Origin of the sequence: Paenibacillus sp. 2TAB26, assembly GCF_052115145.1 — a bacterium.
Lineage (GTDB): Bacteria > Bacillota > Bacilli > Paenibacillales > Paenibacillaceae > Pristimantibacillus.
The window spans coordinates 57,102-71,969 of the sequence record NZ_JBFRGC010000027.1; the positions used below are offsets into that span (position 1 = coordinate 57,102).

Sequence of the window (14,868 nt, forward strand, 5' to 3'; positions counted from 1 at the left end):
ATCGTCTGAGAAAGCAAAAGCCAATGTCATTCGAAGATTTGTTGAAGGAATTGCAAGGACAGAAGTCGATTCAGGAAGATCCAAATCATGTTTCATTTGATGATTTGTTTAAAGAATCGTTTATGAGCAAGCATTCCAGCTTTACAAGCTTTAGCGCGTTTCTTGAGAAGGGCAACTTTCAAGTAGAAACAAGAGAAGATGTTCAGAACATTCCGGATGAGCTATTTGATCGACACGTTGCAAGAGAAACGGATTTTGCCAATTGGCAGTCTATGCTCGATACAGCAACTTCGGAATACAGCGGCAAGTAGAACAGTAGAAGTGCCAGCATTGCGTCAATTATAGGCAAGTAGAAGCTTGAGCCCATCGCGGCTCGAGCTTTTTTTTGTTTATTTTGAGGTTAATTTCACATTGTAATGAGCCATTCACGCTCTGTTCATATTCCAAACGTAAACTTCAGCTATCAAGAGAAGGAATGGAGATGGTTGAACATGTTTCTAGCGCTGCGCGAATTGAAATATGCGAAAGGCAGATATTTTCTAATTGGATTAATAATGGTTCTGGTCGCATGGTTAACCTTTATGGTTTCAGGATTAGCCAATGGGCTTTCATCAGATAATGCATCCATTCTAAAAAATATGGACGCCGATTATTTCGTGCTTCAGACGGATTCCGAGCATAAGCTGACGCGGTCCGCACTAGGTACCGAGAAGCTGGAGGAGGTCAGGCAATTAGAAGGACTCTCACAATCCGAACCGCTTGGGCAAACGATGCTTTCGGTATATCGGAATGATTCCAAGAAGAAGATAGATATTGCTTTGTTTGGTATCGAGCCAAGTGGAAAGGTAATGCCTAGTATTACTGAAGGGAAAAGCATGGGGGCGAGCAATGAAGTGGTCGTTGACTCCTCGTTAAAAGAACAAGGCGTGCAAATTGGCGATACGCTAGGTGATCAAGAGCTCGGCATTGAATGGAAGGTCGTCGGTTTTGCCACTAATCAGAAGTTCAGTCATACGCCGGTTGCATTTATGGATATCCAAAATTTTAATAAGCTGATGCAAGCATCCTTTGGTAAACAAACAGCTTCCTATAACGCTATTGTCATTCATACAGATAATCTAAACAAAGAATCATTGCAAAAAAGTGTAGCAGATACGGAGGTTATTACAAAAAAAGAAGCGGTACAGGGCATTCCGGGCTTTAAAGAAGAGCAAGGCTCCCTGACGATGATGATCGCTTTCTTAATTGTTATTGCCGCTTTCATACAAGCTGTTTTCTTCTATGTCATTACACTGCAGAAAATTAGCCAATTTGGAGTGTTGAAGGCAATCGGAGCAAAGACGTCCTATCTGGCAGCAAATTTAGTGGGTCAAGTATTGCTTTTGGCCATTGTGGCTGTTGCAATCAGTATCGGACTTACTTTTGGCGTAAGTGCGATTTTGCCAGCGAGCATGCCTTTTGAATTAGGTGTAAATATATTGTCTCAATATTCCGGTTTACTTATTCTAGTCTCGATTATCGGTGCGTTGCTGTCCTTAAATCGGATTGCAAAAGTAGATGCGATTGAAGCGATTGGGAGGGTTGAATAATGAAGGAAAAACTTATTCTTGAACATGTAAATAAAGTGTATGGCGAAGGTGAAACGGCTGTTACGGCGCTGCAAAAGGTTTCTTTAAGCGTAAAAGCAGGTGAGTTTGTCGCTGTTGTCGGACCATCGGGTTCGGGCAAAAGTACTTTTCTTTCCATAGCGGGGGCGCTGCTCTCACCGTCAAGCGGACGGATCTTAATTAATGAGAAGGATGTTACGAATTTATCCTCAAGTGAATTAAGTGAGGTTAGAGTCAAAAATCTTGGTTTTATTTTTCAAGCATCCAATCTTGTCCCTTATTTAAGAGTAGTGGATCAACTGCTGCTCGTATCGAAGCTAGCAGGTACTGATGGAAAAGAAGCGCTTGTGAAAGCTAAAGCGCTTCTTGAGAAAGTAGGACTGCTGCATCGGATGAATTATTATCCTGAGAAGCTGTCCGGCGGAGAACGCCAACGGGTTGCCATTGCTAGGGCATTCATGAATGATCCCGGCGTTATTCTAGCCGACGAGCCGACAGCAAGCCTCGATTCTAAACGGGGTAGAGCGGTAGTGGAGCTCATGGCTACTGAGGTTAAGCAACGGGTCAAGGCGGCTGTTATGGTCACCCATGACGAGCGTGTATTGGATTTATGTGACCGGATCGTAACGATCAAGGACGGTATGCTTTTTGAGCAAGATGATCATGCTGTTGCGAGCAATAGGCCTGATGCAGTCGCTCATAGGTAAATGAAGGTTGATTAAGCAGTGTTCTCTTGCACGTCTTGCATCAATCTTAGATGGGATGTCTCTGAAGGTCTATGACCTTTAGGGACATCCTTTTTTTTCTGAAAAACCCCATGAGGAAGACGGAGTGTGAGTTCATTGGCAGCAACTGTTTTGGGAAAATGCGTTTCGGATCACACACTGAATGTTTAATAAAGTAAGACCCTGCTGCAACAAATATTGGTTATGCATATAGTCAGGGTGAGAGTTAAGAGAGAAGGAGATTAGAACATGGGCAAATGGAAAACATCACGGGTTTGGCGCAGTATTGGTTTGCTATTGCTCATGCTTTGCTGCATGACGTTAATCGTATCTGCTTCTAATCCAAATACCCCTGAAGGTTTTTTAATTATCGCACATCGCGGGGCTTCTGGTGATGCTCCTGAGAATACGATGGCCGCCTTCGAGCAAGCGGAGCGTCTAGGTACTGATTTTATCGAATTTGATGTACAGCTGAGCAAAGACGGTGAACTAGTAGTCATTCACGATGATACGGTGGATAGAACGACGCAGTATACAGGCGCTGTGGACGATTATACATTAAATGAACTTGAAAATATGGATGCCAAAAATGATAAAAAAACAGACGATACGGATGAGAAGATCGTTTCATTCGAAGAAGTTATGCACCGTTTTGCTGGAAAGCTAGGCATGCTTATCGAGATTAAAGAATCAAAGCTTTATCCTGGCGTGGAAGAGAAGGTGGCTGAGGTCGTACGTCGTTATGAGCTTTTGCTCCAAGTTAATGGCTTAGAGGAGGGCCGAAATTTTACAGCGGTTGAACATGTGAAAAATAGCGTGGGTATCATTATTCAATCCTATAACTTTCAATCGACCCGTCTAATTCACTCCCTGCTGCCGGACATCCCAATTGCTGCGCTTATTCAGGAGGATCAGCATCCTCTGTCAGAGAAGACGCTGGATGAACTTGTTTCTTTCGCGGATTACATTCATTACAATCATGAATTGCTTGACGAGAAGATTGTAGAGCAAATTCATCATCGCAACCGGAAGGTCATGGCGTGGACGATACAGTCAGAGCAAGATATGATACGGATGAAAAAGCTTGGAGTGGATGGGGTTATTACCGATTTTCCGGGGTAAGGAGTATACGAGAAACTCTACTCCATCCTATACAAAATTATTCAATCAAATACAAATGTTGCCATAATGTGAGGTTTGATGAATAATAGGGGGAGAAGGGGGGATGGTCATGAAAATGGCTTTTACTGTCGATGTAGAGGATTGGTTTTGCAGTCCGAACCTGTCTCTTTCCGAATGGGCTGACTGCGAATTAAGGCTTGAGCAGCCCGTTCATCAAATATTGGACCTTCTGGACGAATATGAGGCGACGGGCACTTTTTTTGTCCTAGGCTGGATCGCTGAGAAAAGGCCTGATTTGGTGAAAGAAATATATCGAAGAGGTCATGAAATTGCATCACACGGCTATTCACATCGTCTCGTTTATAATCAATCAAAACTAGAATTTAAAGCGGATATTAGGCTGTCAAAAGATATTTTAGAGCATTTGATCGGTTCAAAGGTGAGTGGGTATCGTGCCCCCTGTTTTTCTATGACAGATTGGGGACTTGATATTTTAATAGAAGAAGGATTTTCTTACGATTCTAGTATTAGTCCGAATACACCAAATAACCTATATTCCAAGTTTAATTTGTCCTCGAAAGTTGCGCATTCTTTTAAAATAAAAGATCATCTATGGGAAGTGCCTTTGCCTGCTTTTCGCTTAGGCGGCGTTAATATTCCATGGGGCGGAGGAGGGTATTTTCGAATTTATCCTTATCGTTTTTTTTATAGCGGAGCACGAAAAATTATAGGCGATAAAGATTATTTCGTTTATTATATCCATCCCTATGATTTAGACTACGATCAACCGCAAATTTTTAACACCTCTTGGTCAAATGGCATTCGAAGATACTACGGATTAAGGGATACATACGCAAAAATAAAACAATTATTGTCGGATTTCAACTGTATGTCCATAAGTAAATATGATCCTCAAATCGGGGGGATACATTAGCGTGACCACGAAAACGGAGATTATGTCTAACCGGCGTTTATTGGATGGTGTCGCTTATTTATTTTGCAGAGAAATGGGGATTAGAAGGGTAAAGATACAGAAACCATCGGCAGAAGAAGTGAATACACTCCTTATGAACGGCATTGTATCCGAAGATCTTAAGCTTGTGGAAAAATCATTTGGTTACGCTTGTTATGAATATTACAGGCAGCTTTATGATCCCGATTCCTTTGACCACCTTCTTATCGCAGAGGCCAAAAATCGAAAGAAAATGCTGGACTTATGCTGTGGGGGAGGGGCTACCGTATTCTCTTTACTTCAGAACGAGCCGGATATTATATATGGAATCGATTCGGACGCGCACCAGATCGGCCTTCTAGAAGCACTGCTCCATAGAAGTGAAGCTTCTAACAAAGTAGTCACAACAGTAGCAGATGCGCACCATATACCGCTTGCAAACCATTCAGTTGATTTTGTCGTTTGTAGAGTAGCGCTGCAATATCTTCATGTGGAGCAGGTGCTGCAGGAGGTTTTTCGTGTATTGTCCCCGCGAGGAAGGGTGTTTTTTCTCGTACATGGTTCGGGATATATTTTGGATTATTTATTTGCGCGAAGAGCTATATTGAATAAAAAAAGTTTGAAATTTGCAATACATAAGTTTTTTCATTTAAGCAGTAAGGCTAAGGAGTTTAACCGCGCGCAAGCGAATTTTTTGACCGCAAAGGATTTGAAAGAGAAGCTGGCTGCTGCAGGATTTCGAGACATGAAGGTGCACACCCATAAAGAATGGATGAAAATGGGGGTGTTTCCAGTTTATTTTGCGGTAACGGCTGAGAACTAAATATAGTCTGCTCAAAGGCAACAGTAACCCAAGGTAAGTAGACTTGGGTTATTGCTGCTTGACTATGTACTTTGTTTGCCACTCTCGTGTCAAAGCACATATTAAATACTGCGTACGCTGTCTCTAATCATAAGTTCTGTACCCAGCATGACATGGTGAATGATTTCTTTACCTTCGAGCATTTCAATAAGAATTTGCGCCGCTTGGGAGCCTAACTCGTATTTATGCTGGTGAACGGTAGTAAGCGCGGGTATGCAATAAGCCGTCAAATCAATGTTGTCGAAGCCGATGATCGATATATCATCAGGTACCTTTTTCCCCATATCCTTAACGCCCTGCAAAGCCCCGAGAGCCATTAAGTCGCTTGAGCAAAATATAGCAGTCACTTCAGGACGGCTGGACAATAGTTGGCGTGCGGCCTCTCTTCCGCCATGCTCGGAAAATGAACCATTCAGCACAAGTGTTTCATCAAAGGGAACACTGCTGCTTTGCAGTGCTTGACGGTAGCCCTCTAGCCTAAGCAGGCTTACAGCTGCTTGCTCATGGCCGTTTATCATGGCGATATGGCGATGTCCCGATTCGAGCAGATGGTTGGTTGCCGCAAGAGCACCCGTTGTATTATCCGAAGTAACGTATCCAACGTTAGGACCTTGGAGAGTGATATCAATAAGGACGCATGGAATATCAGACGATACGATTTCCTCCAAATAAGGATCGTCTAATCGAATACCCATGATGATAACCCCGTCTACGCCTCGTTCCTGGCATAATGTTTTATATGATTTTACCTTTTGTTTCTGAGGTGTTGTACTGAATAGGACAAGGTCATAATCGAGTTCGCCTGAACGGTCATTTATTCCGCAAAGGACTTCGAAAGCGATATTGTCTTTGGAGCTGTCTCTTGTAACATTGGAGAGAAGGAGGCCAAGTGTCTTTGTTTTTTTCGATATGAGCGACCTTGCAGCCATATTAGGGCTATAACCGAGCTGGTCTGCTATAGTCTTAATTTTGAGCCGAGTGCCCTCGTTAACGTCGTCATAGCCGTTCAAGGCACGCGATACTGTAGTAACAGATACACTAGCAGCTTTAGCTATATCTTTAATCGTAACCATACAATACCTCCGAAATGTTGAAAACATGTAATGTATTATGATAAAAATTAAAAAATAAATTGACTCTTGTAAATGCTTTCATCATGATCTATAATTCGATTATAACTTATCCGAAACGTTTTGGAAAGTTAGATTGCTTCGTCGAAAATGAGTAAGCATATTTTTTTGCCTCTTTTCCGAAACGTTTCGGATAAACGAATGTTTGTTTGATTTAAGGGAATAAAAAAGCTATTACAAGAAGAAATGAGGGAAACACTTGGATTATCGAGTCATCAAAGAAAACGATCTATTCCTCATGACGGACCGGAATGGAGATATTCCGGAAGGTGATGTTTCAGGTCAGGGTCTTTACACAAAAGATACCCGGTTCATAAGCAGGATGGAAATCCGAATCAACGGTCAGAAGCCGATACTGCTGTCTTCAGCAGCGGATGAGAATTATATTTCTACGATTCGCCTTACCAATCCACATATGGAAGAGAAGGGCGAGCTTATCTTGTGGCGTGAGTCCGTAGAAATTGAACGTACACGCTTCATTTATGATGGAGCATTGTATGAGACGTTCAAGCTCACCAGCTATTATCCTAAAGCCATTAAATTTGATTTCTCCGTGTTATTGGATGCGGATTTTGCAGATATGTTTGTCGTTCGCGGCTTTCAGCACGGCGATTTGGGAAGAAAGACGGCAGAGAAAAGCGGCCAACGGGAAAGAGTAATTGGCTATCTTGGAGCTGACGATGTACGCCGTGAAACGAAGATTAAATGGGATACAAATGAAAGTCGCATAGGCGAGACAGGCGAGCTCCATTTCGATGTGGAACTGAACCATCGGGAAAGCCATGCAATCGCTTTCTATTTTGCGCCAATCATTGACGGCAATGAGCCGCAGCAGCACGATCCGGCGGAAGCGATGGTTAAGCTTAGACAATCGTATGCGGATTGGAATGGTTCATCCACATCCATCCAAACGGATGTACCGCTATTTAACAAGCTGCATCATCGCGGAGTGCAAGACTTAAGAGTTCTGCTTACGGATATCGGATATGGAGCATTCCCAGTGGCAGGCTTGCCTTGGTTCTCGGTGCCATTTGGCCGTGATAGTTTAATTACTGCGCTGCAGATGTTATCCTTAAACCCGCAAATTGCTAAGGGAACGCTGCTCACGATGGCCGCTTATCAAGGCCAGAATGAAGATGAGTGGCGCGATGAGCAGCCAGGTAAAGTGATGCATGAAATTCGGTATGGCGAACTAGCAAGCACAAATCAGGTTCCATTTACGCCGTATTACGGCACGATTGATGCGACGCCGCTATTCCTTCTATTAGCTGCCGAGTATTATCACTGGACCGGAGATGCTCAGTTTGTTAAAGAGCTAATGCCTCATCTTAATGCAGCACTCGCTTGGGTGAAGGAATATGGTGACTGCGACGATGATTCCTTTGTGGAGTACTATCAGAAATCTTCTAAAGGGATTGCCAATCAGGGGTGGAAAGATTCTGCGGATTCCGTTGTTCACCGCAACGGCGATTATGCAGAGGCTCCAATCGCGCTCGTCGAGGTTCAAGGTTATGTTTACCAAGCGCTTACAAGGCTTGCCCCTATATTCAAGAGCTTAGGCCATGAGGAACAAGCCGCTGGCATGGAGCAAGATGCAGAACAGCTTAGAGTTCGCTTTGAGCGCGACTTCTGGATGGAGGATGAGCAGTTTTACGCGATTGCGCTTGATAAGGATAAGAAGCGCGTAGATTCCGTCACTTCGAATTCAGGACATATTCTAATGTCGGGCATTGCTTCTCCTGAGCGTGCAAGCGCAGTTGCGAAAAGACTGGTTGCTCCTGACATGTTCGGTGGTTACGGCATTCGTACGATGAGTATGGAAGCAGCCGGCTACAACCCGATGAGCTACCATGACGGAAGCGTATGGCCGCATGACAACTCCGTTTGTTTGCTTGGTCTTAGCCATTTAGGCTTCCAAGAAGAAGCGATTACCGTCATGCAAGGACTATTGGATGCAGCAGCAAAGTTTGAGTATTACAGATTGCCTGAGCTGTTCTGCGGGTATGATGATTCGCTTGGTGCGCCAGTTCCTTACCCCGTTGCTTGTTCTCCGCAGGCATGGGCAGCAGGGACACCGCTCACATTTGTGCAAGCGTTGCTTGGGCTTCAGCCTAACGCTCTAACGAAGCAGATTACAATTAAGCCATCTTTGCTTCAAGGGATGAACGAGCTTCTGGTAGAGCAAATGCAAATTGGTAGCGGCGCTCTAAGCCTGCGCGTCACTCGCGGTATCAATGGCCCAGAGGTGGAAATACTGTCTAATCTGACAGGATATGAGCTTCTCATTTCATAGGTTTCACGCTTTATGCTTTATATACAAAGTTCATATTACTAAGGAGGTTGTATGTAAGATGAAGAAAACAGGGGTTTTAATTTTATCTTTAATGCTGGTAGTTGTTCTTATGTTAACGGCTTGTGGCAAGGGCAATGAAGGCAACAAAAACACAGGTAATACAGCAACGAACGGCGGTACAGAACAAGAGGCGACAAAAGAGCCAGCCRCTGAGAAGGTAACCGTTACACTTGCAGGTTGGGGAGCAAGTCCAGAAGAGCAGGATTTGCTAAACCAAACGTTGAAGGAATTTGAAGCAAAATATCCAAATGTAAAGGTTAATTATGAAGTAATTGCCGATCAATACATGGATGTTATCAAAACAAGACTTATTGGCGGTGAAGGCCCAGACGTCTTCTACCTGGATGCATTCGAAGCACCTGCACTCATTGAGCGTAATGTTCTAGAGCCGCTTGATAGCTATGTGACACCAGAATTTGATGTTGCAGACTTTGAACAGCCGATGGTTGACGCTTTCAAACAAGATGGCGTTTCCTACGGTTTCCCTAAAGATTTCTCTACGCTTGCAATGTTCTACAACAAAAAAGACTTTGCAGAAGCAGGAATTACTGCTCCCCCAACAACTTGGGATGAGCTGAAAGAAGCAGCAGTTAAGCTTACTAAAAAAGAAGGCGACAAAACGGTTCGCTTCGGCTTTGGTGTTGCGCCTGAGCTTGCACGTCAAATGTTCATGATTCAAGCATTCGGCGGTAAAGTTGCAGATGAGAATGGCAATGCTGCATTCGCGGCTCCAGATGCTCTTAAAGGTTTGCAGCTTGTAACGGATATGCACAATGTAGACAAATCATCCGGCGAGCCAAAAGAAGTAGGTGCTGGCTGGGGTGGCGAAATGTTCGGTCAAGGCAAAGCTTCCATCGTATTCGAAGGAAACTGGGCAATTCCATTCTTGGAATCCAACTACAAGGATCTAGATTACGGCACAGCTGAGCTTCCAACTGTAAATGGCAAACAAGGCACTATGGCTTTCACTGTTGCTTATGTAATGAACAAGGAATCGAAGAAAAAAGAAGCAGCTTGGCAGTTGATCTCCTTCTTGACTGGTAAAGAAGGAATGAAAACGTGGACGAGCAAAGGTTTCGCGCTTCCAACTCGTAAATCGGTATCACAAGAGCTTGGCTACGATAAAGATGAGCTTCGCAGTGCAATTGTAGCAGGCGCTTCTTATGCAACGCCTTGGCAAGCAGGCTCCACACTTCCTACAATCATGAGCAACTTCAACAACCAATTCGTTGATACATTTATGGGTAATTCGAAGCTTGAAGATGCAATGAAGAAAGCAGAAACGGTTGCGAATAAGGAAATCGCAGCAGCGAAGTAAGCGAGGTGAAGGAGGGAGAGCGCAAGACGCTCCCTCCTTCAATCTCTGATTTTGATATGAAAGGAGAAGGTGCAGCATGACCCATGTCTCTTCATGGAGAAAAAAGCTGAAAAATAACGTAACCGGCTATCTGTTCCTGCTTCCAACCATTCTAGTTCTTGGCACTTTTTTGTTCTTGCCTGTATTCTATTCCCTTTATTTATCGGGACATAAGGTCAATCTGCTTGGCGAAGTAAGTTACAAATGGGTAGGATTTAAAAACTTCACGCGTATGGCAGGCGATGAAAGAGCCTGGATAGCGCTTAAGAACACGGCATCCTTTGCTTTGTTTGTTGTGCCGCTGCAAACGGTGTTTGCTATTTTACTAGCTGTTATTTTGAATGCTAAGCTCAAATTCAAAAACTTCTTCCGTATCGTATTTTTTATGCCGACCATTACTTCGTCGGCGGTACTATCACTTATATTTATGTGGATATACAATTCAAACGGTCTTTTGAACCGAGTGCTTGAATTTATCGGTTTGCATGGATACAACTGGCTTGGAGATCCTGCGGTCGCCATGAAGGCGATCATGCTTATGAATATATGGTCTACCGCTCCATTCTTTATGGTTGTTTTCTTGGCTGCATTACAAGACATTCCTGATGCGCTGTACGAGTCAGCTATGCTTGACGGAGCAGGAGGCTGGAGGAGATTTATTTCCATCACGCTGCCGCTAATTAAGCCTGCGACCTTCTTTACGGTCGTTATGGGTATTATCGGTACCTTCCAACTTTTCGACCAATCTTATATTTTCTCAGCAGGTTCAGGCGGACCGAATAACTCGACCTTGACCGTAGCTCTGCTTATTTATCAATATGCTTTCAAAAATCTCGACTTCGGCTATGCCTCTGCGCTCGCTGTCATGCTGGCTGCTGTCATTATGATCGTGACGCTGATACAGCGTAAGCTATTTGCCGAAGAAAAGCTGAACTAGGAGGGCGACTAGATGGTATTTCAACAATCCAAATGGGGAAAGGCGATTCTTTATTTCCTGTTATTCTCATACGGCTGCATCACTGTTGCTCCCTTTCTATGGGCGCTTTCCTCTTCGTTTAAGCCGCTCAGTGAGATTGTTTCCGGGGGCATCAACTTTATTCCGAAAGAATTCACCTTGCAGAACTATTATGATATTTTCGTGAAAGAGCCGCTTTTCCTCAGGTGGATGTACAACAGTGCCTTGATTGCAGTTGTTGCGACGGTTTGCAATACGCTGTTCAACTCAATGGCGGGTTATGCACTTGCACGTATTGAATTTGCCGGCAACAAAATCATGTTCATCCTTATCTTAGCGGTGCAGATGATTCCAGGCCAACTGACGATCGTACCCGCTTACTTAATTATGAAGCAGCTCGATTTGTTAAACACCTATGCCGCACTGACTTTGCCGATGATGGCGAATGCGACGTTTATCTTTATGATGCGGCAATTTTTCCTCAGCTTCCCGAAAGAGCTTGAGGAGGCAGCCGAGATGGACGGACTTAATCGGTTCGGCGTGTTTTTCCGCATTGCATTGCCGCTTGCGATACCTGCATTAGCAGCTCAAACGATCTTCGTTTTCATGGGTGCATGGAACGAGTTCCTGAAGCCGCTCATGTTCATGTCCGATAAGTCGATGTTTACTTTAACGCTCGGTCTGAATACGTTCAAAGGGCAGTACATTAGCCACTGGAACTACATTATGGCTGCATCGATGGTATTTACGCTTCCAGCGCTGCTGATTTATGCGTTCTTCAATCGATTCTTTATTAAAGGAATTACGTTTACCGGCGGTAAATAACATAGTAACCAAACGGGGCTGTCCTGAGGTCATTTAGACCTCTTGGGACAGCCCCGTTTTTAATTGATTCACATATGCATAGTGAGACATAGTGTGCTCAGTGGGCAGGCTGTGAGCGATAATAAGGCTAATTTCTAGACCTATTTTTGTGATGAAGGCTGATTGGGCGAAAATAGGACTAGATTGTAGATCTATTTTAGTCCGAAAAGGATACAAAGAGGCGATTGGCAGCTCACGAGCGAAAATAAGCCTATTTTCTAGCTCTATTTTTACTAAGCGGGCTGATTGGGCGAAAATAGGACTAGATTGTAGATCTAAATTTGTTTGAAACGGATACAATGATGYAATTGGCAGCTCACGAGCGATAATAAGCCTATTTTCTAGTTCTATTTTTGCGAAGAGGGCTGTTTTGATGAAAATAGGGCTAGATTGTAGATCTAAATTTGTTTGAGTCGAGTATAGAGGGCATATGGCAGAAAAGTCTAAGTTTATGAGTGTTGCTCGATTTGATCATGCTTGCTGTGTAAGGTAAGCCAGCTCGTCATTATGGATGTCTAAAGTCGAATTTATCGTGAGGAACATCAAGACTGTGACCATTAATGATGACGGTATCGTTATCGCTCCAAGTGATGACCGCTTGATCCTCGCGAGCGCTCCAATAAATATTTTTGGTTTTATGATTGCGTTTATTGTATACCAATTCACCGCGAATCATCAAAGGAGTAGTCGCTCCTCCATTAATAAGGTACGCTTTTAAACTGTAAGTCCCATCAGGGGAAGCGGCCTCTATAAGAAATTTCCCCTTCGGCAGTCTGCCCATGTCATAGAAGAGCCAATAAACACCAGCACCAATAGTTAAGGCGAAGAATGTGCAGATAGAAATAAATATGATGAGCAGCTTTTTTAAAATTTTCTTTTTCTCGCTCGCCGCTTGAACATCAATATCTTCATCGAACAACGGTATCATTTCCTGGAAAATTTGGATAACATTAGAATATCACAAGTTACACTCCGGAGAAACCGAATGCGAATCATAACAACAATTAGATATAAACGATGCCCTGCCGAATAAAACAAAAAAAGCAGCCCAATCGGGCTGCTTTTAGTTTTATTAATCGGAGCTGGGAAGCAGCAAGAGCTTATTCCTTAACCGCACCAATGACAATCCCTTTTACAAAGTAACGCTGCAAGAAAGGATAAACCAACAGAATCGGTAATGCGCCGATAAAGATTTGCGATGCGCTAATGGTTCTTTGCGACATATTGGCAACCATTTGCGGATCAAGCTTAGTCATATCCTTTTGAACGATAATCGTTTGCATGAAGCTTGCAAGAGGCAGCTTCTCGGCATCCTTCATATAGATGATACCGTCGAAATAGGAATTCCAATGTCCGACCATAATAAACAAGGAAACCGTTGCAATCGCAGGCAAGGAGATCGGCAAATAAATCATGAAGAAAGTGCGCAGCTGGCCGGCTCCATCAATAAAAGCAGCTTCTTCCAGATCCTTAGGAACAGTACGGAAGAAGTTTAGCAAAAGAATAACGTTATAAACGCCGACTGTACCTGGTAGGATAAGCGCCCATAAAGTATTCATTAGTCCGAGCTTAAGGATGAGGAGGTAGCTTGGAATAAGTCCGCCTGCAAATAGCATCGTTACGACAAAATACCAAAGATAAACGTTGCGAGCGCGGAAGATATGAGAATCTTTGGACAGCGCATAAGCAGCAAGTGTACTAACTAGCATAGCAAGCGCCGTACCAAGGATAGTCCGCTGTGTCGACACCCACAAGGAAGTTAGGAAATTGCTATTGTTGAACGTCTTGGCATAGGCTTCTAATGTGAAACCGATCGGCCAAAAAGTGACCAATCCCGCGTTGGCGGGAGCGGACGCACTCATGGAAACCATGAGAAGGTGATATAGCGGCAGCAAGCATAATATGGAAAGAAGAATCAAAAACACGTTGTTAAATATGCTGAAAATACGGTATGGCAGTGTTTTATGGTGCATACGTTGTCACCCTTTCTAGAAGATTCGGTAACCGGCAAATTTATAAGCAAGACGATAAGAAATTACGATTAGAATCAAGCTGATCCCTGATTTAAACAGGCTAACTGCTGTTGCAAAGCTGAATTGACCGCTGAGTAGACCTTCACGATAGACAAAGGTGTCAATAATATCACCCTGCTGATAAATCAAAGGACTGTACAAGTTGAACACTTGGTCGAAGTTTGCATTTAGTACGTTACCAAGCGCCAAGGTTGCAACTACAATCGCAATTGGAATGAGAGATGGAATCGTAATATGCGTCGTTTGCTTGATACGGCCTGCACCGTCAACTTCAGCAGCTTCATAAAGTGCTGGATTAATACCGGCAAGCGCTGCAAGGAAGATAATCGTATTGAATCCAAATTCCTTCCACACATCACTAAAAATAATGGTGAAGCGGAACCAGGCGCCATCGCCCAAAAAGAAAATCGGCTTAATGCCGAATACATTGCTAATAAATTGATTAATAATTCCTGTCTGTGCGAGCATATCGATCAAAATTCCGGATAGCGTGACCCAGGAAAGGAAATGCGGCAGATAGACGAGCGTTTGGATGGATCTTTTGAGCCCCATGTTCCTGACTTCATTCAGAAGCAAAGCAAAAATGAACGGAATGATTAAGTTCAGCACGATTTTGGAGCAAGCAAAAAATAGGGTGTTCCACGTAATTTGCAAGAAATAATCATTTTGAAACATGTATTCAAAATGCTTCAAGCCTACCCATGGAGAGCCCATCATCCCAAGTGAAGCTTTATAGTCTTGAAATGCCATCATAATACCTGTCATCGGTATATAGGAGAAGATGAAAACCGAAAGTACCGCCGGCAGCACCATGAAATGCAGCATCCAAGGTTGTTTATATTTGTGTTTTGTTTTTGCTCGTGGTGTGGTCTCCAAAGTCACTTGCTTTTCTGTGTTTGCTTCCATAG

14 protein-coding genes are annotated in these 14,868 nt (G+C 43.5%); 10 read left to right on the top strand and 4 right to left on the bottom strand.

What is annotated here, in order from left to right; genetic code table 11:
• Nucleotides 1-23: 23 nt before the first annotated feature.
• The 6 genes from AB4Z50_RS27335 (at nucleotide 24) to AB4Z50_RS27360 (ending at nucleotide 5,229) form a co-directional block, all read left to right on the top strand.
• On the top strand, nucleotides 24-311 hold the full coding sequence (locus tag AB4Z50_RS27335; RefSeq protein ID WP_076271489.1) for a hypothetical protein: 288 nt from the start codon (nucleotides 24-26) through the stop codon (nucleotides 309-311).
• A 105-nt stretch (nucleotides 312-416) separates the two neighbouring features.
• The gene (locus AB4Z50_RS27340) at nucleotides 417-1,589 is read left to right on the top strand and encodes an ABC transporter permease (protein WP_441884167.1); all 1,173 of its coding nucleotides are present in this window, start codon (nucleotides 417-419) and stop codon (nucleotides 1,587-1,589) included.
• Entirely contained in the window at nucleotides 1,589-2,314 is a 726-nt protein-coding gene (locus AB4Z50_RS27345; RefSeq protein WP_441884170.1) for an ABC transporter ATP-binding protein, read from the top strand. The genes AB4Z50_RS27340 and AB4Z50_RS27345 overlap by 1 nt, the downstream gene beginning before the upstream one ends.
• Nucleotides 2,315-2,581: 267 nt before the next feature.
• Nucleotides 2,582-3,454: a glycerophosphodiester phosphodiesterase gene (locus AB4Z50_RS27350; RefSeq protein WP_441884173.1), complete on the top strand. Its 873-nt coding sequence runs from the start codon at nucleotides 2,582-2,584 to the stop codon at nucleotides 3,452-3,454.
• Between the two features lie 109 nt (nucleotides 3,455-3,563).
• Nucleotides 3,564-4,388: a polysaccharide deacetylase family protein gene (locus AB4Z50_RS27355; protein ID WP_441884176.1), complete on the top strand. Its 825-nt coding sequence runs from the start codon at nucleotides 3,564-3,566 to the stop codon at nucleotides 4,386-4,388.
• Between the two features lies 1 nt (nucleotide 4,389).
• Nucleotides 4,390-5,229, top strand: a complete 840-nt coding sequence (locus tag AB4Z50_RS27360; RefSeq protein WP_441884179.1) for a class I SAM-dependent methyltransferase — start codon at nucleotides 4,390-4,392, stop codon at nucleotides 5,227-5,229.
• 101 nt (nucleotides 5,230-5,330) lie between these two features.
• On the opposite strand, the gene AB4Z50_RS27365 is transcribed toward AB4Z50_RS27360, so the two are convergent.
• Nucleotides 5,331-6,341 carry a LacI family DNA-binding transcriptional regulator gene (locus AB4Z50_RS27365; RefSeq protein WP_441884182.1) on the bottom strand — a complete coding sequence of 337 codons (1,011 nt, stop codon included), beginning with the start codon at nucleotides 6,339-6,341 and terminating at the stop codon, nucleotides 5,331-5,333.
• Nucleotides 6,342-6,597: 256 nt separating this feature from the next.
• On the opposite strand from AB4Z50_RS27365, the gene AB4Z50_RS27370 reads away from it, so the two are divergent.
• From AB4Z50_RS27370 to AB4Z50_RS27385, 4 genes are all read left to right on the top strand, one after another.
• Nucleotides 6,598-8,691, top strand: a complete 2,094-nt coding sequence (locus tag AB4Z50_RS27370; protein WP_441884185.1) for an amylo-alpha-1,6-glucosidase — start codon at nucleotides 6,598-6,600, stop codon at nucleotides 8,689-8,691.
• Nucleotides 8,692-8,749: 58 nt separating this feature from the next.
• Nucleotides 8,750-10,069: an ABC transporter substrate-binding protein gene (locus tag AB4Z50_RS27375; RefSeq protein WP_441884188.1), complete on the top strand. Its 1,320-nt coding sequence runs from the start codon at nucleotides 8,750-8,752 to the stop codon at nucleotides 10,067-10,069.
• A gap of 76 nt (nucleotides 10,070-10,145) precedes the next feature.
• Nucleotides 10,146-11,045: a carbohydrate ABC transporter permease gene (locus AB4Z50_RS27380; RefSeq protein WP_441884191.1), complete on the top strand. Its 900-nt coding sequence runs from the start codon at nucleotides 10,146-10,148 to the stop codon at nucleotides 11,043-11,045.
• 12 nt (nucleotides 11,046-11,057) lie between these two features.
• On the top strand, nucleotides 11,058-11,888 hold the full coding sequence (locus AB4Z50_RS27385) for a carbohydrate ABC transporter permease (protein WP_076271479.1): 831 nt from the start codon (nucleotides 11,058-11,060) through the stop codon (nucleotides 11,886-11,888).
• Between the two features lie 544 nt (nucleotides 11,889-12,432).
• Here AB4Z50_RS27385 and AB4Z50_RS27390 read toward each other — a convergent pair.
• From AB4Z50_RS27390 to AB4Z50_RS27400, 3 genes are all read right to left on the bottom strand, one after another.
• Entirely contained in the window at nucleotides 12,433-12,846 is a 414-nt protein-coding gene (locus AB4Z50_RS27390; protein WP_441884195.1) for a DUF5412 domain-containing protein, read from the bottom strand.
• Nucleotides 12,847-13,027: 181 nt separating this feature from the next.
• On the bottom strand, nucleotides 13,028-13,900 hold the full coding sequence (locus AB4Z50_RS27395) for a carbohydrate ABC transporter permease (RefSeq protein ID WP_339207057.1): 873 nt from the start codon (nucleotides 13,898-13,900) through the stop codon (nucleotides 13,028-13,030).
• A 15-nt stretch (nucleotides 13,901-13,915) separates the two neighbouring features.
• A complete protein-coding gene (locus AB4Z50_RS27400; RefSeq protein ID WP_339207058.1) occupies nucleotides 13,916-14,866 on the bottom strand; it encodes an ABC transporter permease in 951 nt (316 codons plus the stop codon).
• Nucleotides 14,867-14,868: the final 2 nt, after the last annotated feature.